Genomic DNA, 20,012 nt, shown 5'->3' with positions numbered 1-20,012 from the left:
GCTGAACCGTGCCGGCTTCGCGATCATCGCCAGGGGCAGGGAGCAGTGCCTGGGCGACCCAGAGAGGTGTCTGGGCCGCAAGGAGCTCAAGAAGCGGAAGACCATCGCCGGGGCGCGGCTGCTCATCGGATCGCGCATGCACGCCTGCCTGAACGCCCTCCCCGTGGGGACGTCGGCGATCCCGCTGGCCTAATCCCGCAGATTAGCGCCGCGCCTCGATGCCCTGCAGGCCAGGGTCCAGGCGCTGCAGGACGACGTGCCCGCGCGGGATCGCCGCACCGCCGACGCGCGTGGCGGGGGACGACGACCGCAGGGTGCCTCTGTGTCGCGACGCGGCTCGTGGACACCACCGGCTCAACGGCAGCCTGCGCCTCACCGCGAACACGTCGAGTTGTGAGCAGATCGGGAAATAACTTCCTATATGTACCTTAGCGCGGTAGGTTGACGGCGTGTTGCTTTCCTTCGGCTTCCAGAACTTCCGCAGCTTCGCCGACTACGCCGAGCTGACCCTGGCCTCGCCCACTTTCCGCACCAACGTTCCCCGCGCGGGCCAGTCCTGGTCGGACGTCACCGAGCGTGTCGCGGCCATCTACGGCCCTAACGCGGCCGGCAAGACGACTGTGCTCGAAGCGATTCTCGCACTGTCCCTCGCGCTGAGAAGTCCGGGCAGTGGGAGGATCCACCAGCCTTCGCTGAGCGGCGACCTCCGTGAAGAACCCGTGCTGTTCGACGTGGAGTTCATCGCCCGAGGGGTGCGTCACCGCTACGAGGTCGAGGCCGGGCCGTCAGGGATCGTGCGGGAGATCCTCTCCGCATACCCTAAGGGCACGGCACGGAAACTTTTCACCCGCACACAGGGTGAGGAGGAGTCCGAGGTCGTGGTGAAAGCCGGGGCGTCCCTGACCGGTCCGACTGCCGAAGTGCGGCGGGTGACGAAGCCCGGCATGCTCTTCCTGGCTACGGCACACAAGTATGGGCACCCGGTGCTGGCCCCGATCGCCTCGACCCTCCTTGCCGACGTGGGCATCGACCACATCACCTTCCGAGATCGGCAGAGCGAGGATGTCCTCCACCGCGTCGTGATGGAGATGGTGGCTGCGCCGGACACCCAGGTGAACCTCCTCAAAGCGCTGGTGCGCACCGCCGATCTCGGAGTCGAAGCCATCGAGGTGCGCTCCGAGGAGGTCTCGGAGGAGGACCGGGTACGACTGCTCCGGGTTCTGAAGGCTTTGGACGACGGGGAGGAGGTCGAGGAGGACCGTGTACCCACGCTCCGCGACATCATCACGTTCCGGCATCAGGGAAGCGGCGGGGATATCTTCGAGCTCCCGCTCCATCGGGAGAGTTCCGGGACGATCACGTGGCTCACCACCGCTTGGCATGCTCTGGATGCGCTGCGGCAGGGCAGCGTGCTGTTGATCGACGAACTCGACGCGAGCCTGCACCCGGATCTCGCAAGGTACGTGGTCAGCCTGTTCCTCAATCCCCACCTCAACCCGCACGGCGCGCAGTTGCTGTTCACGAGTCACGACGTCTCGCTCCTCGGCAACTCCCCGGCCCGGATGCTCGAGCCCCAGCACGTGTGGTTCGTGGAGAAGGCAGAGGACGGTCGCTCCGAGCTCTTCTCCCAGGCGGACTTCGAGAACCGCGCCGGCAACAACAGCGAGCGCCGATACCTGGCAGGCAAGTTCGGGGCGGTCCCCGACATCGACGACGGGCTCCTGATGCGCTTCATCGCCTCACCTATTCACCAGGGCGAGAGTGATGGCCGCTGACCGCAGGCGGCGCCGTCGGGCGCCGCGGACCGAGAAGACATCGATTCTGCTCGTCACCAACGGGGCTCTGACGGAGAAGATCTATCTGGAAGAGCTAAAGAGGCGCGCACTGCGTTCCGAGGCGGCGACGGAGCAGAATTTTGCTGTGAAGGTCGTGTTTATCAACGGGGAGACCGACACGCTCATCAAGAAGCTCAGCAGCCCGCACGGTGATACGAAGAGTTACGACGAGGTATGGCTCGTGGTCGACGAGGACGGACGCGACCGCCACCCCTTCCTCGACAACTGCACACGTCAGACGACGAAGGCGCGGAGCTGGTACGGCGTCGTCTCCCGGCCCTGCTTCGAGGTGTGGCTCATCGCGCACTACGAACAGGTGCGGCGCTATGCGGACCAGAAAGACGCGCAGACGCACTATCGCCGTCTGATCCCGGACGCGCTCGGGGCGAAGGAGATCCCGTCGGACTTCCCTTACGACGCCGTGGGCGATGCCGTGCCGCGCTCTCATCTGGACGGCACGCCGCAGCCGCCACTCGAGGAGCTCCCTCCCATGCCCGGTACGGGGATGCCGCACCTCGTCCAACGTCTGGGGCTCGTTCCGAAGGTGTGAGCGGCGCGTGGAGCAGTCATCGTGGGAGGTGAACGCTGTATGTCGACACCGCAGGAGCGGCGCCTCAGGACTGCGAGGAGACACGCACGGTCAGAACGGGGCAGTGGGCGTGGGTGAGGCACTCCAGGCTGACCGAACCCAGGATCAGCGCCGCGAATTCGCCGTGGCCACGGGTGCCGAGCACGAGTAGCTGTGCGTTCTTGGACGCGGCGACCAGTGCGGGTGCCGGGCGGCCGTGGGTGATGCGGCGCGTGGCGGTGACCGGGCAGCCGCCGGGGAACGCCCGCTCGATCGCGGCCTCCTGCTGCTGAGCGGCCTCGGTCCGGAAGATCTCGGCGTCACCGGCGATGGCCCCGGTGTAGAAATCCGGGGCCTTCCAGCAGGTGATGATGAGCAGTTCCCCCTGCAGGGTCGCGGCGTACTCGGCGGCGGTGCGCAGCGCCTTGATGGATGACTCGGAGCCGTCGACGGCGGCGATCACGCGGGCTGGTGGGGTGGAGGTCATAGGAGCGTCCTTGCGTCTGTCGGGTGTGGGTCGGCCGGGAGAGGACTCTCCGGCGGGGGAGCGGCGTGCTCAGGCCAGGAGGCTGCTGATCTGGACCCCGGTGAAAGCGATCCCGGCGACCAGGACCGTCGAGCAGGCGGCCAGGATGAACGGGCGGGCCCCGACGTGGACGAGGTTGCGGATCTTCACCCCGCAGCCGAGTCCGAACATCGCCGCGGACAGCAGCGCGGTCTGCAGCAGGCCGCCGATGTCCAGCACGGCGGTGGGCAGGGGGAGGGTGGAGCGCAGGATGACCATGGCCAGGAACCCGATGATGAACAGCGGCACCAGCGGCGGCTTCGTGCCCTCGGCGGAGGTGTGTCCGAGACGGCGCTGACGGAGGCTGAGGATCGCGACGATGGGCGCCAGCATGAGCACGCGCGCGAGCTTCACGATGACCGCGACGCCCAGTGCGCCGCCGCCGATGATGCCTCCGGCGGCGACCACCTGGGCGATCTCGTGGATCGACCCACCGGCCCACATCCCGTTGAGATACGGGTCCATGCCGAGCAGCTGGCCGGCGAAGGGGATGAGCGGGATCATCAGCGTCCCGAAGATGACCACGAGCGCGACCGCGGTGACCACGTCCTCCTCGTCGGACTCGGTCACCCCTTCGACGCCGGCGACCGCGGCGGCTCCGCAGATCGAGAACCCGCAGGCGATGAGCAGGGCCTGCCCGGAGCGCATCTTCAGCAGCCGGCCCATCGCGACCGTGCCGAGCAGGCCGCCGCCGACGATGCACACGATCACCACGAGCATCGGTGCGCCGAGCGAGAGGATGTCGGAGATCACCAGCTGCAGCCCGAGGAAGACGATGCCCAGACGCAGCAGCTTCTTGGCGGCCAGCGTGATCCCGGGGGAGGTCGATGCAGGCAGCTGGACCACATTCGTCAGCGCGATCCCGGCGATGATCGCGACGATGAGCGGGCTCACCCCGGGCAGGAAGGCGTTGACGGTCATCGCGATGAGGGTCGCGCCCGCGCAGAGCAGGAGCCCGGGGATGTACTTCTGCACTCGCCCTGCGGGGGCGGGCGGTGCGGTGGGGGAGGGGGCGGTGGTGCGTTGGAGCATGCGAGGAGTCTTTCAACGGCCATGGCATGACCGGCAGTTGTCAATCACCATGCCGGGGCATACGGTTTCGATATGGGAGTGTCCAAGGACTGGTGGCCGAATCTCCGCACGCTCGCGCTGTTCGTCGCGGTGGTGGAGGAGGGCAGCGTCGGCGCAGGCGCGCGTCGGGTGGGCATGGCGCAGTCGAATGCGAGCCGGACCGTGGCGGAGCTCGAGGCGTCCGTCGGCCTCACACTGCTCGAGCGGTACCCGGCCGGAGCGGTGCCCACACCGTCCGGCCGTGCGCTCGCCGGGCACGCGCGGGAGGTGCTCGAGTCGGCGGAGGGATTGCGGGACTGGGCGATCCAGACGAGCGATGCGCCGCCCGCCCGGCTGCGGGTGGGGGCCAGCATGACGATCGCGGAGACCCTGTTGCCGGCGTGGCTCGCCGCGGTCCGTGCTCGGGTGCAGGATGCACGGATCGACGTCTCGGTGCTGAACTCGGCGCAGGTCATCGACCAGGTGCAGCAGGGTCATCTCCAGCTCGGCTTTGTCGAGACGCCCCACGTGCCCGTCCGGCTGCAGGTGCGGGTGGTGCAGGAGGACGAGCTCCTCGTCGCGATCGGCCCGCACCACGAGTGGGCCTCGCGCACGGGCCAGATCTCGCTGCGCGAGCTGGCCGCGACGCCTCTCGTGGTGCGCGAACCGGGCTCGGGGACCCGGGAGGCGCTGCAGGAGCTGCTCGCCGATCATGTGCCGGTCGAGCCGGCGCAGGTGCTCAGCAGCAATGCGGCGGTGCGGGTCGCAGTGGCGGCGGGCGTGGGGCCAGCCGTGCTGAGCGAGCTGGCCCTGCGTGATCATCTCGCGCGCGGCCATCTGCTGCGGGTGCCCTTCGAGGGCCGCGGGATCACGCGGCCGCTGACCGCGGTGTGGTCCGGGCCGCGCCGGCTGACGGGCCTGGCCGGTGAGCTGGTCGCGGTGGCCGCCGCGACCTGAGAGAGCAGTGCGTCCGTGAACCTCCGCTGGTGGGGTTCACGATCGCGGGGTCACCAGCACCGGGCCGTCAGGTCGGCGATCGCCCGCTGTTCCTTCCGGTTCGAGACGCCGTCGACGGCGGCGACGGCCTCGGCGGCGTCGACGAGGTCGCTCTTGTCCCCGGGCTCGGCCTGCACGCGACGCCACACCTCGAGGGGATCGAAGGCGATGGCGGCGGCGAATTCCTCGTCCTCGACCTGATGACGTTCGCGCAGCTGCTGCACCAGGTGCTTGAGCAGGAAGGTCTCCTGATCCGTGGACCTGCCGTCGGCCAGGATGATGATCATCGCGACCCAGGGCAGGAGATGCGGGTGACGGGTGCGCTCGGAGAGCTTCCCGGCGAGCTCGATGATGCGGGCGTCGTCGCGGAAGATCTCGCGTGCATGGGCGCCGACCGCCCGCGTCGAGTAGTAGTTGAGGCCGACGAAGAGGGGAACCCCGACCAGCGGGATCCCGATCTTGATGATGTTCCTCTGGAGCAGGAACTTCCCCACCACCGGCAGAGCTTTGGCCGCTGTCAGGGTCGGGCCGGCGATGGACCCCTTGACCAGAAGTACCGGGCATCGACCTTCTCGGTGTAGTTCCTCAGCGAGAAGACCAGGAGCTTCTCGAACCAGCTCCCGGATCTGATGTCGCCGGTGGACAGGGTCCGGACGAAGTCACGAAGCTCTTCCCGCTCGCGTTCGACCGTCTCGCGCTCGGGGCGCCGGCAGGCTCGCCCAGCTCTCCTGCACCCTCCGTCATGGCAGGGGACGAGGGGCTCGCCGAGACGGATCTCGGCGAGCCCCTCGAGCAGCCCTGAGGGCTGCGTGCGTGACCGTCAGCTGTCGAGGTTCTCGACCGCGTAGTCGGCCTGCTCGGCGGTGAATTGGTCTCCGTACTCGGAGGTCAGCTGATCGCGGATCGCGTCGGGGGACATGGCCATGTCGTCCTGGTAGACGCGCGCCGACTCCAGTGCGTTCTCGTTCCAGTCGGCGTCGATGTTGTCGATCGCGTACTGGGCCTGCTCCTCGGTGAACTGGTCACCGTGCTCGGAGGTGAGCTGCTCGAAGATGCCCTGCTTGGACATGTACATCAGGTCCGAGTAGGTCTCTGCCGAGCCGAGCGCGTTCTCGTTCCAGTCCGCGTCGATGGTGTCGATCGCGTACTGCGCGGCCTCGTCGGAGAACTGGTCGCCGTATTCGGAGGTGAGCTGGTCGAAGATGCCCTGCTTGGACATGTGCATCAGCTCGGAGTAGCTCTCGGCCGAGGTCAGCGCCGACGTGTGGTCGGCCGGGACGCCGGAATCCTCGGCAGGAGCGTCCTCCTCGGCAGGGGCGTCCTCCTCGGCCTCGTCCTCGGCGGGTTCCTCCTGCTCGGCCGGCTCGGCATCGGCCTCGTCCGCGGCAGGGGCCTCGCTCTGCTGCGAGGTCGCGGGGGCGTCGTCCTCGGAGTCGCCGCCGCTGGTCGCGATGAGGGCGGCGCATCCGCCGAGCAGGACGAGCACGAGGAGGGCGAGGATGCCGCAGCCCAGGGCGATGAACTTGCCCTTGCCGCCCTTCTTCGGCGTGCCAGGTGTGTTCTGGCCGGGCGCCGTGCCGTAGGGCGCGCCGAACTGAGGCTGAGCGGACGAGGGGTCGTACGGGGGCTGGTTCTGCCCCTGAGGATCCGTGGAGGACACAGGCTGCTCCTGATGCTGAGTTCGGGCGCTTGAACGAGGCCCGAAGAGGGGAGGGGAGGGATGCGCCCGTGACCCACTGTGCAGATTCGGTCGTTCTGCTGAGCTGCACGATGACTCTCGGGCATCGCCGCCCCTGTCATGCTGTGGAACGTCGAGTACTCCTATCCTCAACTACCGGTGGGACAGTTGAAGCGCGAATCGATTGTGTCCCTCGTGACATCTGTCGATTTTCGGAGGCCGGAGTGTGCTGACCGGGACCAATATCCCGGTCTATCGGAGAAGCTCTACGACGGGTGATCGGGTGAGGATGCGCTGATATCGGGTGGATCGCGATCGGTGACCGTCACCGACGAGCTCATCACACACGACCGCGGGGCCGGGCCGGTGGACTGCAGCGACACGGGAACCGCCCCGCAACGGGTCGAGGCATGGCAGCTGGCATCGGCCGGATCCGCCGAAGCTGATGGACGACGGTGCGTGCTTGGGCGGGGCAGATCGTGGTGCACGGGCAATCCAGTGGGAGCGGAGCGAGAGAGTGGGAGAGGGGCGGCATCGCCGCTGACATGCTCGTCGTGACATTCACCGCCGAGATCGTGCTCGGCTGGGTCGGTCGACGCATCCCTGACAGGGAGGCAGCGCCCGACGCGCGATCGCGGGACGTCAGCTCGCGGCAGCCTCTGCCTTCCCGGACTCCTTCCCCGAGCGGTACTTCAGCTGCAGTGAGCTCACCTGGTCCAGCGGTATCACGACGTAGTTCCCCGTCCCGTACTCGGCGACGGTGCCCGTGGTGGCGTTCCTGCGGACGAGAGGTGGGGCCAGGAAGAGCGTTCTGAACGGGACCTCAGCCTCGACGTCGTGGGCCATGTGTGCACCGCGCCAGACGGTGCCGTCCTTGAGGCGGGCGGTGACCAGCACCTGGGCGACCTTCGAGTTCTCCGGGTACTGCGTCAGGGCCTTGTACAGGGCGGAGCCACCGCTGATCTGGCTTGCCCATCGGCGTTCCTTGCGGAAATGGAACAGGGCTCCGAGATACGCGAAGAGACACGCGACAGCGCTGATGGTGATGCTGGCGATGACCACGTGAAGGGGATCGGGGTCTGCACGGAGCACCGGGAGCTGGTCCCTGAGCAGAGTGAGCACCAGAAGCGCGGCGAGAATGCTGGGGATCAGTGAAGCGAAGACGATCCGCGTCGCTTCCCGCAGGGCCGAGGCCTTCAGCTCGGGGAGATACTTCGCGGCCCTCGTCTGCCAGACGTAACCGGGGGCGATGAGGAGGAGGAAGGCCGCGACCGTCTCCACACTGTCGGGGATCATTCGGGCTCAAGCGGACTGAGGGGACCGTCGTCCGTGGTCACGGTCCCCCCGGCCTCGACCGCGTGAGTGACCTCGATGCCCCAGTGCTCCACCGGCGCAGTAGTGACCATGAACGGGGTCTCGGGAATGACGTCGGGTTCAGGCTCAGGGCCGGAGTCTGATCTGGACTCGGGATCGGGCTCGGACTTGTCGGGCTGCGGAGCGTTGTCGACCATTGCCCCCTCCTCGGGGTGACCGGCGATGTGACCGCTGCACGGCCGCAGAGCAGACAGGCATGCAGGCACGGCAGAGGGGCCGGTAGCGCAGAGCATAAGCCGCAAATCGGGCACCCGTCTATGGTTCGACGCCGCAGCCGCCCAGAGGTGCGACGGCCTCCGGACGGGCGGTAGCGGCAGCCGTGGCGAGAGCGCCGGGCCCTCCCTCGACCGGCGCGAGCGAGACGCAGCGCTTCGGGAAGATCTTCCTGCCGCAGGTCAAGGGTTCGCTCGTGGTGGTGGGCCTGACGGCGTTCATCTTCGCCTGGCAGGATTTCCTGTGGCCGCTGCTGGTGATCCAGTCCGATGACAACATGACCATGATGCTGGGCATCTCCCGGCTCGAGGGCTCCTTCGGCACCGACTACCGGGTGGTGCTGGCCGGCGCGATCACTGCGATGCTGCCGGTCGTGATCACCTTCTTCTTCACCCAACGCTACTTCTTCCGCGGCATCGAAGAGGGAGGACTGAAGTTCTGATGGCAGCACACGATTTCACCGCCGACAACCTCGAGGCGGCCGGCGCCCTGGGCGGCTCCCCGGACCCCGGCTATATCCGCCCCGAGGCTCCGCGTACGCTGGCCGCGCTCGAGCACTGGCAGGACCTCAAGGTGGGCGTGATCATCCACTGGGGCCTCTACTCCGCGATCGGACAGGGCGGGTCCTGGTCCCTGCACCGCGAGCGCCTGGGTGACTTCACCGATCCGCCGGCCGACTTCACCGGGACCGACGCCGAGTACCACGACTGGTACTACGACCAGCGGCGCACCTTCCACGGCAAGGAGTTCGACCCGCAGGACTGGGCCCGCTCCTGCGCCGAGGCAGGGATGCGCTACCTGGTGTTCACCACCAAGCACCACGACGGCTTCGCCATGTACGACACCGCCTACTCGAACCTGAAGTCGACCGCGGAGGACAGCGCGCTGGGCCGCGACATCTTCGGCGAGACGGTCGAGGCGTTCCAGGGCGCAGGACTGGAGACCGGCGCCTACTTTTCCAAAGCGGACTGGGCCCACCCCGGGTACTGGGACCGCGCACTGCCGGTGACCGATCGCTTCCACAACTTCGACATCGCCGAGCGCCCCCGCGCCTGGGAGCAGTTCGTGGAGTTCACCCACGCCCAGATCGACGAGCTGCTGACCCGCTACGGCAAGATGAACGTGCTGTGGCTGGACGCCGGATGGGTGCGCGAGCCGGTCGAACCGATCGACATCGACCGCATCGCGGATCGGGCCCGGGAGCTGCAGCCCGACATCCTGGTGGTGGACCGTGAGGTGCACGGCCCCCACGAGAACTACCGCACCCCGGAGCAGACCCTGCCCGAGGACGACCCCGGCCATCCCTGGGAATCCTGCATCACCATGACCCGGTCCTGGTGCTCCCTGGAGCGCGACGATCCCGCCAAGCCCATCGAGGAGATCCTCGGGAACCTGCTGAAGATCGTCTCCCGCGGCGGCAACTACCTGATCGGCATCGGCCCCGACGCCGAGGGGCGGATGTCCAGCTCCGTGCGAGAGCGGCTCGAGGAGTTCGGCAGCTGGATGCAGGTATGCGGGGAAGGCATCTACGGCACCCGCGGCGCGTCGGAGGTGTCCGGGGTCGCGGGCGGCGGGCTCGAGTGGTTCCACACCCGGAAGGACTCGACGCTGTACGCCTTCGCGCTGCTTCAGGACGGGCCGCTGACGCACGGGGAGCGCTCCCGTGCGGACGGCGATGAGTCCGCTGCCGTGACGCTCACGCTCCCGGCCGGCGCGAAGACAGCGCGTCTGCTCGGTGGGGAAGAGCTCGCGATCCGCGCCGACGCCGACAGCAACCCCACGGTCATGCTGGCCGAGTCGCCGACCGCGCATGCGGTGGGCCTGGCCGTTGAACTCTGACGCGAACGCATCGATGGTCGCGATCGTTCTCGTGGCATGAGCAAGGGGCTCGGCGGTACGGATCCGGTGAGCCCCTCGCTCAGCGCTGCGGGCGTGAGCGGAAACGTCAGCCGTTGAGGTTCTCGATCGCGTACCGGCCTGCTGCTCGGTGAATTGGTCTCCGTAGTCGGAGGTGAGCTGGTTGAAGATGCCCTGCTTGGACAGGTTCATCCTCTCGGAGTAGGTCTCCGCGGACGTCAGCGCCGTCCTGTCATCGGCTGGCACGTCAGAGTCCTCTGCAGGGTCTTCCTCGGTGGTAGCCTCCTCCGTCTCGGTGGCGGTCGTCTCCGGGGCGACGCCCTCGGGGTCGTCTCCGCTGCTGGCGATCAGCACGGTGCACGCGCCGATGACGAGGACGAAGATCAGTGCGAGGATGCCGCAGCCCAGAGCGATGAACCTGCCGTTGCCGCCCTTCTTCGGCGTGGCGGGTGCGGGCTGTCCCGGCATGGCGCCGGGCGCCCTGGGGCTGTGGGACGAGGGGTCGTACGGGGGCTGGATCTGCGCCTGCGGATCTATGGGGTCGCAGGTTGCTCCCGATTCAGAGGTTCCGATGCATGGGCCCGAAGGAAGGAATGGGCCAGAGTCGCCGCAGCGCATACTCTGCTTCATCGCTGAGCGATACCGTGGTGATCGGGCGCCGACGCTCCCGTCGTGAGCAGGAGTGCCGAGTAGTTCTATCATCGACGGCCGGTCGGACAATTGATGCTCGAATTGGTCACTTTTGGGTGACCGGTGGCAAATTTTTCGCGTCAGACCCGGGGCCCGCCTGAGCAGACCCGGCGTGAGCGGGACCTTCGAGTGCACTCACGGCCCACAGTGCGAGCGTGCGCGCTCAGCCTGCACGTGAGTGGAGTCACGGCGCAGGTTCCGACGAGGTGTCGAATCGGCATCCAGCTCGGCTTCATCGAATCGTCGGTGAATCCAATGAGTAAGATTTCGCTACGCCCTCACCGACGGGCGCCAGCTGAAGGAGGATCGTGCCGAGCCGACGCCATGTCGTGCGCAATGCGTGCCTCCTCCTGCAATCCGCCGCCCAGCATCTCATGGACGATCCTGCCCTTCTCGTCGTGCAGGTGAGTCGTCGGCTTCCGTTCCGGACTCGAGTGGTAGCGGGTGAGGTCCTGCATACCGTCGCAGGAAAGCTACCCCGCGCCGCCGGTGCGGCCGCGCTCGGAGCCTTCATGGCGGGAGATGAGCCCTCAGCCCACCGCGAGGTGGCGAAGGCGTCGCACTCCGGATCCCGGATGGGAGGTGAGGTGGCGGTGCTGCTCGGTCGCTATGAGCTGCTGGCCAAGACCTCACCCCCGCATACCCGCGCCCGCGCGGCGTGGGCGCGCGGGAATCTGTCGCATGCGCTGCGTATTCTGCACTCCGCCGACCGCGGAGACACGTGGTACGCACAGCGTCTGCAGAGCGAGCTCAGGTTGCTGCGTCCGGACTACCGCTTGCCCGTGCCGCGCGGGGCCTGGTCCGCAGCGATCCCAGCGGAGGGCGAAAAGCTTCGTGTCCTCCATCTCCTGACGAACTCCCTGCCGCACACGCAGTCCGGGTACTCGTTGCGGACCCATCGAATCCTCACGGCACTGCGAGACCAGGGCATCGAGTCCGTCGCGCTGACACGGACCGGGTACCCGGTCATGGTGGGGGTGCCCACCGCTGCGGACGAGGACACCATCGATGGCATCCGCTACGTGCGGACACTGCCCGCATGGCTGCCACTGACACAGGAAGGCCGCCTGGAAGAGCAGGTCGCACGGGCACTGGAGCTCGTGGAGGAGTTCCGCCCCCATGTCCTCCACGCCACCACGAACTATTACAACGCCTTGGTCGCGCAGGCGGTCTCCACGGCGACGGGCATCCCCTGGGTGTTCGAGGTCCGCGGAATGATGGAGAAGACCTGGATCGCGCTGCACACCTCGCCGCAGAGCCGACAGGAGGCGCTGACCTCGGAGAAGGTGCGGTTGGTCGCAGCGCGCGAGGGGGCGCTGGCCGCCTCCGCGAGTGCGGTCGTCACCCTGAGCGACCTGATGAGGACGGAGCTCATGGGCCGGGAAGTCCTCGGCCGCGCGGTCACCGTGGTGCCCAACGGCGTCGAGGAAGCGCTGCTGGCCCGTCGCCGGACCCCGGCCGAGGCGCGCTCGGCGCTCGGGATCGTCGAGGAGGGCGCGTTCCTCGTCGGCGCGGTCAGCGCGCTCGTCGAGTACGAGGGGCTGGATGTGCTACTGCGTGCGGTCGCCCAGCTCCTCGGCGATCCGTCCGTGCCCTCAGAGCTGCGCGAACGGCTGCGCGTGATGATCGCCGGGGACGGCGAGGCCGCACCCAGCCTCCGCGCCCTTGCCGAGGAACTCGGCATTGCAGACCGGGTGATCATGCCGGGAAGGGTGTCTCGGCACATCGCGCCCGACTGGGTGCAGGCACTGGACGTCGTCGCGGTTCCTCGTCTTGACGTGGACGTAGCGCGTACAGTGACACCGCAGAAACCGATCGAGGCGATGGCACTGCGCCGGCCAGTGATCATCTCGGATCTTCCGGCTCTGCGGGAGACCGCCACTCGGGCGGACGGTGTGCTGTGCGCTCTCACGCACGAGGCCGGGTCAGTCGAGGAACTGGCCAGGGCGATCCAAGCTCTGGCCGCGGATCCCTCGCGCGCGAGCGCGCTGGTCGAACAGGGCCTCGGAGCGGCGGCGGAGCGCACGTGGCCGGCGCTGGTTCGCCGCTACAGGGCGATGTATGCCGATGTCATCACACAGGGGGAGAGCGCACGTGGCTGAGGAAGCGAAGGCGACGGCCACCCTGGTGCAGGCGCTCCGTGACCGTGGGCTGGATCCGTCCGGGCTCACACCGACCGGCGTGCGTCCGTCGCTTGCAGAGTATCTCGGCGCGATCTGGGAACGGCGCCATTTCATCTGGATGGATGCCGGGCATCGGGTAGCGACCTCGAACAGCCGGAATCTGCTGGGCAGGTTCTGGCTGGTGTTGCGGCCGATGCTGGAAGCGGCGATGTACTACGTCATCTTCGCGGTGATCCTCGGGGTCGACCGCGGAATGGAGAACTTCCCGGCCTTCATCATCATCGGCGTCCTGATGTTCCGCTCCACGATGCGCGCGATCACCTCCAGTCCCGGACTTCTCTCCTCGAACAGAGCGATGATCAGGGCATTCGTGTTCCCTCGGGCTGCGCTGGCGGTGTCGGCCCAGCTTCGCGAGTCGATGCAGATGGTGTACACGACCATCACCGTGGTCGTCATGATCGTCGTGGTGCCGTATCACGAGTTCCCCGAGTTCACGTGGCTGCTGGTGCCAGTCATCTTCGCGTTCCAGTTCTTCCTGAACCTCGGGATCTCGCTCGTCCTGGCACGGATCGGCTTTATCTTCCCGGACACGTCCAACTTCATGGCGCTGACCGGACGCCTGTTCATGTACGGCTCCGGTGTGATCTTCCCGATCGACAGGTTCGTCGAGAACAACCCGCTTATCGCAACACTCATCCAGGCCAACCCGATCTATCACATGCTGGCGATGTATCGAGAGGTGCTCATGGACGGCACCGTGCCCGCGCTCGAGCACTGGATGATCCTCGGGGCCTGGGCAATAGGCCTGACTCTCTTCGGACTGCTGTTCTTCTGGCAGGGAGAGGAGACCTACGGTGCCGAACAGCGCTGAGAGCGAAGAGACCGAACGCTGGGTCGCTCCGGAGGAGTCGCCGCTGACCGTCGTGGCCGAGAACCTGAGGGTGCGGTACAAGGTGGTGCGAACAGAACGTACGCCTCGGAAAGGTCTGGCCGGCAAACTCCGCGGCAAGCGGAAGGTCTCAGTCGGCGCGCTGCGCGGAATCTCCCTCACCGCGCGCTCCGGTGAGTTCATCGGCATTATCGGGCGCAACGGCTCGGGGAAGTCGACGCTGCTGCGGGTCCTCGCCGGGCTCGAGCCGCCCAGCTCCGGCACGGTGATGACGTCAGCGGCCCCGATGCTCCTCGGCGTCAATGCCGCGCTGATCCCGGACCTCACGGGCGCGCAGAACATCACGCTCGGGGCCCTCGCCATGGGCCTCAGTCCGCAGCAGGCCGAGGAGGTGTTCGATGACGTCGTGGAGCTCTCCGCATTGGGGGACGCGATCGATCTTCCGATGCGCACGTACTCCTCCGGCATGGGATCGCGACTGAAGTTCGCGATCTCCCTTGCGGCGGATCCGTCGATCCTGATGATCGACGAGGCGCTCTCCACCGGCGATGCCACCTTCGCCGAACGCTCGAAGAAGGCGACGGACTCCATGCTCGAGCGAGCCGGCACCGTCTTCCTGGTCAACCACGCGGCCCAGACGATCGAGACCATGTGCTCCCGCGCCATCTGGATGGAACGCGGGCAGGTGGTGCTCGACGGCGACGCCGTGGAGGTGGCCCGCAAGTACCGATGGTTCGCCCACAACCTCGCCCAGGGCGAGGAGGAGAAGGCCGCAGGGCTGCTCCGCGATGCGATCGAAGAAGGTGCTGAACAGCGTCGCTCGGAGCAGCTCTTCCCCGCCTCCGGCGAGGATCCGGGACCGGCCCCGGCCGGCACTCGCCCCGAGACGCTCGACTTCGAGCCCGATCCGTTCAGCCGCGTCTTCGACCGATCCCGTCACCCACCCCGCAAGACCTTCCCTCCGAACGTCCACCCGGACCAGACAGCCTGACACGCAGCACCCTGGCCCCTCCCCCCCCTACTCCAAGGAGCCGACAATGCCCAAGAACGTCATGACGATCTACGGCACCCGACCCGAGGCGATCAAGGTCGCCCCAATTATCAAGGCGATCGAGAAGTCACATGATCTGGTGAACACCATCGTGGTCACCGGCCAGCACCGCGAGATGCTGGATCAGGTCAACATGATGTTCGGGATCGTCCCCGATCATGATCTGAACATCATGAGCGCGGGGCAGAGCCTCAACGGCATCGTCGCGAAGGTGATCTCCGGGGTCGACGCGGCCCTGGAGCAGGAGAAGCCCGATGCGGTGCTCGTCCAGGGCGACACGTCGACGGTCATGGGCGCCGCCGTGGCGGCCTTCAACCGCCAGATCCCGGTCATCCATCTCGAAGCAGGACTGCGCTCGGGCGATATCAACTCGCCCTTTCCCGAGGAGGCGAACCGTAAGCTCACCAGCCAGATTGCGGCTCTTCACCTGGCGCCCACGTCGACCAGCAAGGCGAATCTGACCCGGGAGGACATCAGCGAGAACGACATCGTCGTCACGGGCAACAGCGTGATCGACACGCTCCTCTTCGCCACCTCCCACCTCGAGGTGCCCTTCGACGATCCGCGCCTTCAAGCGCTGCAGCAGGCGAAGGCGGACGGCGGTGTGGACAAGATCCTCCTGGTCACCGCGCACCGCCGGGAGAACCTGGGTTCTGCCATGGAGGACATCGGCAATGCAGTTGCCGATCTGGCCCGGAAGTACCCGGCTCTGACTATCGTCTTTCCGATCCACAAGAATCCGAAGGTCCGCTCTGCGATCGCTCCTGCGGTCGAGAATCTCGGGAACGTCTTGCTCATCGAGCCGCTCGCCTACGCGCAGTTCACCCGCGCGCTCAGCCTCGCCGACATCGTGCTCACCGACTCTGGCGGGGTGCAGGAGGAGGCCCCGAGCCTCGGTAAGCCGGTGCTCGTGATGCGCGAGAACACTGAACGACCGGAAGCAGTGGTGGCCGGCACCGTGAAGCTCATCGGCACCCGCCGCCAGCGCCTCATCGATGAAGTGTCGTTGCTCCTCGATTCCCGGGAGGCCTACGGCGCGATGGCGAATGCGGTGAACCCGTACGGCGATGGAGACGCTGCGCGCAGAACCATCGAGGCGATCCGCTGGAAGTTCGACGGCGCAAAGCAGCCCGAGGATTTCGTCGGGGAGCCGGCCTGACCCGCCGGGAGTTCTGAGACATGATGAAGGATAAGACGACGTCCGGGGAAGGTTCGATGAGAAGCAAAGTACGTGGGTTCGTCATCTCAGGCGCTGTGGTTCTGGTTCTTGTGCTGGCTCTGCTCGCCGTGGCGGCCACCACAGGATCCGCGGTTGCGGCGCTCGTAGCCTGTGTGCTCGGGACCCTTCTGATCGCCGGCCTCTGTGTGGCGCTTCTGACCGTCGCTGAGCGTGTCTCGTCGGCGAACGACCGGGGTGCGACACAGGTCAACAATCTCGAAACGAGGGTCGCGCAGCACATCGAGTCCACCGACGAACGTCTCGCGGCCGCCGAGGACGCTGTAGCGGACGCCGCTGGCCACCTCGAGTTCGCGAAGGCGCGACTCCTCTCTGTGCAGAGGGATGTCCGGACTCTCCGCTCGCGAGTTCCGGCCAATTTCCTCGAGCCTGTCGAGACAGATCTGAGAACGCTCCGCGCCACCGCTCGAACCACGATGCGAGCCACCTTCGAGGCGGCAGTCCAGCTTGGACGAGATCCGCGTTCCATCCTGAGCGAGGGACAGGCCTCTCAGCTGTTCGCTGACTATATTAAGCGAGGCGAGTATCTCCAGACTCGCCCCCTCATCGAAGAATACGCCGTTCTCGAGAAACAGTCGTTGACCACTCTTCGTCGGATCTATCGAGAGTTTAGGTCGGCTGGCTATTGGGATCTCGCCGAGCACGTGATCTCAGCGATCGCGGGCAAGTCCGGGCGGGAGAAGGACGCCAGTGCCCTGGCGAAGATCCAGCACGAGATCCAACTGTTCTCCCAGCCCGCACTCGTCACCGCCGAGCTCGAGGACGGGACCGCCTACGACCCTGAAGGGCCGATCCTCCACATGGTCGGGCGCGTGCTGCCCGAGACGCAGACGGGGTACACGCTCCGCACGCAGTACACCGCAGTTGCGCAGGCGCGCCGCGGCCTGCCGGTAGCGATCGTCGGCCAAGCCGGCATCACCGAGCATGACGTCGACGGGATCGAGCACTACACGCACCAGGGGATCGACACCTTCCTCCTGCCGGGCCCCGCACGCAACGAAATGCTCGTCGACGACTGGCTCCGCATGAACATGCTCGGCCTCGCCGAGCTCGTGCAGCGGGTGCGACCGAGCGTGCTGCACGCGCAGTCGGACTTCTTCAATGCGCTCATCGTGAGTGCGGTGGGCCGGAAGTACGGGATTCCGACGATCTACGAATCGCGTGGGTTCTGGGAGGAGTCCTGGCTCTCCCGCACGATCGTCGCGAACGGGTGGAAAGAGGACGCCGCGACGATCTTCAGCATGTACGGCATGCCTGCGGCGTACCGTCTTCGCAAGCATGCGGAGGAGGTCGCTCGCCTGCTGCCCGATCACGTCTTCACCCTTGCCGAGGTGATGCGCGATCACATCCTCGACTCGTCACACGGAGGCATCGGCGCCGATAATGTGTCGATCGTGCCCAACGCGGTCGACTCCGCGAACTTCCCGGTGCAGGAGGCCGACAGGGCTCTGGCAACCGAGATCGGTCTCCCCGAGGGCGCCGTGGTGGTCGGCTACATCTCCTCGATCGTCGAGTACGAGGGCATCGACACGCTCATCGACGGGTATCACCTCGCTGCAGCGCAGTCGAGCACGCCGCTCTGCCTGCTGCTGGTGGGTGATGGAGACTATCTCGAGACGCTCAAACAGCATGTGGAGCGTCACGGCATTGAGAACGTCTACTTCACCGGGCGCGTGCCGCATGAGGACGTGCTCCGTTACTACGGTCTCATCGATCTTTTCGTGGTTCCCCGGAAGAAATCGCGGGTAGCGGACCTCGTGACGCCGTTGAAGCCCTTCGAGGCCTTCTCCACCGGGCGCTGCGTGATCCTCTCAGACGTCGGCGCGCTGCAGGAGATCGCCCGGCAGTCCGGAGCAGTGGAATCCTTCCGCGCCGGCTCTGCAGATGATCTCGCGGCGACGATGACTGCGCTGATCGACGACCCCGCACGGCGCCAAGATCTCGGCGAAAAGGCTGCGCGATGGGTCCGCAACCATCGTTCCTGGGACCGGAACATGAACGAGTACTACCGCATCTATCGGAAGCTCGGCTTCGAAGGGCCAACTAACCTCCCCCTGGAGTCCGACCTCGCCCTCGATGGGCGGGGAATCAACTCCGGCGAACTGCTTGAGAAGCTCGCCACCGCAGACCTCCCCGCGCTCAAGGGGTGGTTCACCATCCAGGAGATCCGGCAGAGCCCGGAGTCGATCCTGGAGACTGGGTGGCGCTTCGCGGGCTTCGACCCAGTGCCCGTCGCGACCCTCAAGGACTGGACTCGCTTTGGCAAGGAGCATCGCTCCTGGGGCTTCCATCTGCACGCGTGGGAGTTCATGGATCCGCTGCTACGGGCCTTCGACGAGACCGGGTGCCTCGAGTGGTTGCGTCAGGCCGTGAGGATCGCCGTGTCGTGGGTCGGGGTCCACCGCGATGCAGACGAGGAGGACGATCCGATGGCTTGGTACGACATGTCGCAATCCTTGCGCATGCCACGGCTGATCGCTCTGGCGCTGCGGGCTGCCCGCGTCCCCGAGATGCGTGATGACGCGATCGTCCTGGCCCAGGCCGTCGTCTGGCATCTGGATGAACTCCACCAGGACCGCGCCTACAATCCCCACAACAACCACGGCTTCTATACCGCGGTCTCCCAGGTGCATGCGGCGAAGTACGCATGGATGTTCCCGGATGCGAGGCTGACGGCGGTCGAGGGCGGCGCCCGTCTCGCGCAGATGGCACACTCCCAGTTCGCGGAGGACGGCGTCCATCTGGAGCACTCGCCGGACTACCATCGAATGCTCTTGAACTCCTTTGAACTGGCGGTCAACGACTCACTCATCGAAGACGAGGAGGTCAAGAGCCGTGTGGAACGCGCCGCGCACGTGCTCGGCTGGATGGTCCAGCCCGACGGCACTCTCGTGCAGTTCGGAGATTCTCCCGAGACGACGGTGGTGAAGCCCGATGCGCAGTCGATCGACCCGCAGACCCAATATATTCTCTCCGACGGGACCGTCGGTGAGCGGCCCGGACGGGAGCTGGCTGCGTACCACCACGGCGGGTACGCCTTTGTCCGCTCCCCACAGCCGGATGGCCCCGGAACACTCGCCGACAGCGGGTACCTCGCCTTCAGTGCGGCCTTCCACTCGCGCGCGCACAAGCACGCAGACGACCTCAACGTGGTCTGGTATGACAGGGGGCAGCAAATCCTCACCGACGGCGGGCGCTTCGGGTACGGCGATCTGCTGCCTGCAGATTCGCCGCTGCGTCGCGAAGGTTTCTACTACGCCGCGCCCGAGCGTCAGTACATCGAAGGCACGATGGCCCACAACACACTGATGATGGACGGTCGGGACCAGGAACGGCGCACCCGGGAACCATACGGAAGCGCTCTCGGAGAGTGCTTGCGCACCGAAGAGGGCCAGTTCGATCTCTCTGCGCGGGTCTATCACGCCGATTACATTCATCGACGGCGTTTACTTTATACACCTGGTAGCCAACTATCCTTCATTGATTCGGTGTTTTCCCAATCCACCGAAAATCGGGAAGGCACTTTGTGGTTTAACATCGATGGTCGTTTTGATCTCGTCAACACAGAGGATTTGATCGAATTCGTGGATCCACAGACTGGTGTTCGATTAACGATCGAGAGCGAAGCTTCTTCTATTGCGCCAGTGTGCGGCCAGGAGGAGCCTCTCCGAGGATGGCGTTCCCGAAAGGATGGGAGCCTGGAGCCCGTCTGGTCGGTAGGCTACACGTTCATATTCGATACCCGTGCAACCGTCGCTACTAGCCTTCGACTGCTGTAGAGTCCGCACAAATCAGGTGGCAGCACAACGGTGCCGTTTAATTCACAAGGCCTTTAATGATCAGAATTATCTAAAGTCTGGCAGGAGGCACCTGCAACATTGCGCAT

At 66.4% G+C, this 20,012-nt stretch carries 16 protein-coding genes; 10 read left to right on the top strand and 6 right to left on the bottom strand.

Translation table 11 applies throughout. The features are described 5' to 3' along the window. The first annotated feature begins 449 nt into the window (after positions 1-449). Positions 450-1,775, top strand: coding sequence for an AAA family ATPase (locus CFK39_RS06535; protein WP_089064790.1), 1,326 nt, complete (start codon positions 450-452; stop codon positions 1,773-1,775). Further along, positions 1,765-2,385, top strand: coding sequence for an RloB family protein (locus CFK39_RS06530; protein WP_089064789.1), 621 nt, complete (start codon positions 1,765-1,767; stop codon positions 2,383-2,385). Before CFK39_RS06535 ends, CFK39_RS06530 begins: the two co-directional genes overlap by 11 nt. Positions 2,386-2,449: 64 nt before the next feature. Here CFK39_RS06530 and CFK39_RS06525 read toward each other — a convergent pair whose 3' ends face one another. Both CFK39_RS06525 and CFK39_RS06520 read right to left on the bottom strand, forming a co-directional pair. Continuing rightward, complete coding sequence (locus CFK39_RS06525) at positions 2,450-2,890, bottom strand: universal stress protein (RefSeq protein WP_089064788.1); 441 nt, start codon at positions 2,888-2,890, stop codon at positions 2,450-2,452. 69 nt (positions 2,891-2,959) lie between these two features. Next, on the bottom strand, positions 2,960-4,000 hold the full coding sequence (locus CFK39_RS06520; protein ID WP_089064787.1) for a YeiH family protein: 1,041 nt from the start codon (positions 3,998-4,000) through the stop codon (positions 2,960-2,962). A gap of 72 nt (positions 4,001-4,072) precedes the next feature. Between CFK39_RS06520 and CFK39_RS06515 the strand changes: the two genes are divergently transcribed. Beyond that, positions 4,073-4,975: a LysR family transcriptional regulator gene (locus CFK39_RS06515; RefSeq protein ID WP_089064786.1), complete on the top strand. Its 903-nt coding sequence runs from the start codon at positions 4,073-4,075 to the stop codon at positions 4,973-4,975. Positions 4,976-5,025: 50 nt separating this feature from the next. Here CFK39_RS06515 and CFK39_RS06510 read toward each other — a convergent pair whose 3' ends face one another. The 4 genes from CFK39_RS06510 to CFK39_RS06495 all read right to left on the bottom strand — a co-directional run bounded on the left by CFK39_RS06510 (position 5,026) and on the right by CFK39_RS06495 (position 8,203). Next, entirely contained in the window at positions 5,026-5,511 is a 486-nt protein-coding gene (locus CFK39_RS06510; RefSeq protein WP_218192267.1) for a hypothetical protein, read from the bottom strand. A gap of 323 nt (positions 5,512-5,834) precedes the next feature. After that, positions 5,835-6,674 (bottom strand): Ltp family lipoprotein, encoded by an 840-nt coding sequence (locus CFK39_RS06505; protein WP_089064784.1) that lies wholly within the window; start codon positions 6,672-6,674, stop codon positions 5,835-5,837. A 660-nt stretch (positions 6,675-7,334) separates the two neighbouring features. Further along, entirely contained in the window at positions 7,335-7,988 is a 654-nt protein-coding gene (locus CFK39_RS06500) for a DUF6338 family protein (protein ID WP_089064783.1), read from the bottom strand. Next, complete coding sequence (locus CFK39_RS06495; RefSeq protein WP_089064782.1) at positions 7,985-8,203, bottom strand: hypothetical protein; 219 nt, start codon at positions 8,201-8,203, stop codon at positions 7,985-7,987. Before CFK39_RS06495 ends, CFK39_RS06500 begins: the two co-directional genes overlap by 4 nt. A gap of 182 nt (positions 8,204-8,385) precedes the next feature. On the opposite strand from CFK39_RS06495, the gene CFK39_RS06490 reads away from it, so the two are divergent. From CFK39_RS06490 to CFK39_RS06455, 7 genes are all read left to right on the top strand, one after another. Next, positions 8,386-8,721, top strand: a complete 336-nt coding sequence (locus CFK39_RS06490) for an ABC transporter permease subunit (protein WP_089064781.1) — start codon at positions 8,386-8,388, stop codon at positions 8,719-8,721. Next, positions 8,721-10,118 (top strand): alpha-L-fucosidase, encoded by a 1,398-nt coding sequence (locus CFK39_RS06485; protein WP_089064780.1) that lies wholly within the window; start codon positions 8,721-8,723, stop codon positions 10,116-10,118. The genes CFK39_RS06490 and CFK39_RS06485 overlap by 1 nt, the downstream gene beginning before the upstream one ends. Before the next feature lie 1,220 nt (positions 10,119-11,338). Continuing rightward, positions 11,339-12,928: a glycosyltransferase gene (locus tag CFK39_RS06475; RefSeq protein ID WP_172805649.1), complete on the top strand. Its 1,590-nt coding sequence runs from the start codon at positions 11,339-11,341 to the stop codon at positions 12,926-12,928. Then, positions 12,921-13,820 (top strand): ABC transporter permease, encoded by a 900-nt coding sequence (locus CFK39_RS06470; protein WP_157697091.1) that lies wholly within the window; start codon positions 12,921-12,923, stop codon positions 13,818-13,820. The genes CFK39_RS06475 and CFK39_RS06470 overlap by 8 nt, the downstream gene beginning before the upstream one ends. Further along, positions 13,804-14,829, top strand: coding sequence for an ABC transporter ATP-binding protein (locus CFK39_RS06465; RefSeq protein WP_089064777.1), 1,026 nt, complete (start codon positions 13,804-13,806; stop codon positions 14,827-14,829). Before CFK39_RS06470 ends, CFK39_RS06465 begins: the two co-directional genes overlap by 17 nt. A gap of 46 nt (positions 14,830-14,875) precedes the next feature. Beyond that, complete coding sequence (wecB, locus tag CFK39_RS06460; RefSeq protein WP_089064776.1) at positions 14,876-16,048, top strand: non-hydrolyzing UDP-N-acetylglucosamine 2-epimerase; 1,173 nt, start codon at positions 14,876-14,878, stop codon at positions 16,046-16,048. Between the two features lie 20 nt (positions 16,049-16,068). After that, positions 16,069-19,905: a glycosyltransferase gene (locus tag CFK39_RS06455; protein ID WP_089064775.1), complete on the top strand. Its 3,837-nt coding sequence runs from the start codon at positions 16,069-16,071 to the stop codon at positions 19,903-19,905. The last annotated feature ends 107 nt before the right edge of the window (positions 19,906-20,012 follow it).

The organism is Brachybacterium avium, assembly GCF_002216795.1.
In the GTDB taxonomy this organism is placed as follows: Bacteria; Actinomycetota; Actinomycetes; order Actinomycetales; family Dermabacteraceae; genus Brachybacterium; species Brachybacterium avium.
The sequence above is the reverse complement of the archived record's forward strand: the minus strand, read 5'-3'. Positions and strand labels throughout refer to the sequence as shown.

Bases quoted from the DNA above. Each gene is read 5' to 3' on its own strand.
- CFK39_RS06530 (WP_089064789.1), top strand. From the start codon at position 1,765: ATGGCCGCTGACCGCAGGCGGCGCCGTCGGGCGCCGCGGACCGAGAAG.
- CFK39_RS06525 (WP_089064788.1), bottom strand. From the start codon at position 2,890: ATGACCTCCACCCCACCAGCCCGCGTGATCGCCGCCGTCGACGGCTCC.
- CFK39_RS06520 (WP_089064787.1), bottom strand. From the start codon at position 4,000: ATGCTCCAACGCACCACCGCCCCCTCCCCCACCGCACCGCCCGCCCCC.
- CFK39_RS06515 (WP_089064786.1), top strand. From the start codon at position 4,073: ATGGGAGTGTCCAAGGACTGGTGGCCGAATCTCCGCACGCTCGCGCTG.
- CFK39_RS06500 (WP_089064783.1), bottom strand. From the start codon at position 7,988: ATGATCCCCGACAGTGTGGAGACGGTCGCGGCCTTCCTCCTCCTCATC.
- CFK39_RS06495 (WP_089064782.1), bottom strand. From the start codon at position 8,203: ATGGTCGACAACGCTCCGCAGCCCGACAAGTCCGAGCCCGATCCCGAG.
- CFK39_RS06485 (WP_089064780.1), top strand. From the start codon at position 8,721: ATGGCAGCACACGATTTCACCGCCGACAACCTCGAGGCGGCCGGCGCC.
- CFK39_RS06475 (WP_172805649.1), top strand. From the start codon at position 11,339: ATGGCGGGAGATGAGCCCTCAGCCCACCGCGAGGTGGCGAAGGCGTCG.
- wecB (WP_089064776.1), top strand. From the start codon at position 14,876: ATGCCCAAGAACGTCATGACGATCTACGGCACCCGACCCGAGGCGATC.
- CFK39_RS06455 (WP_089064775.1), top strand. From the start codon at position 16,069: ATGATGAAGGATAAGACGACGTCCGGGGAAGGTTCGATGAGAAGCAAA.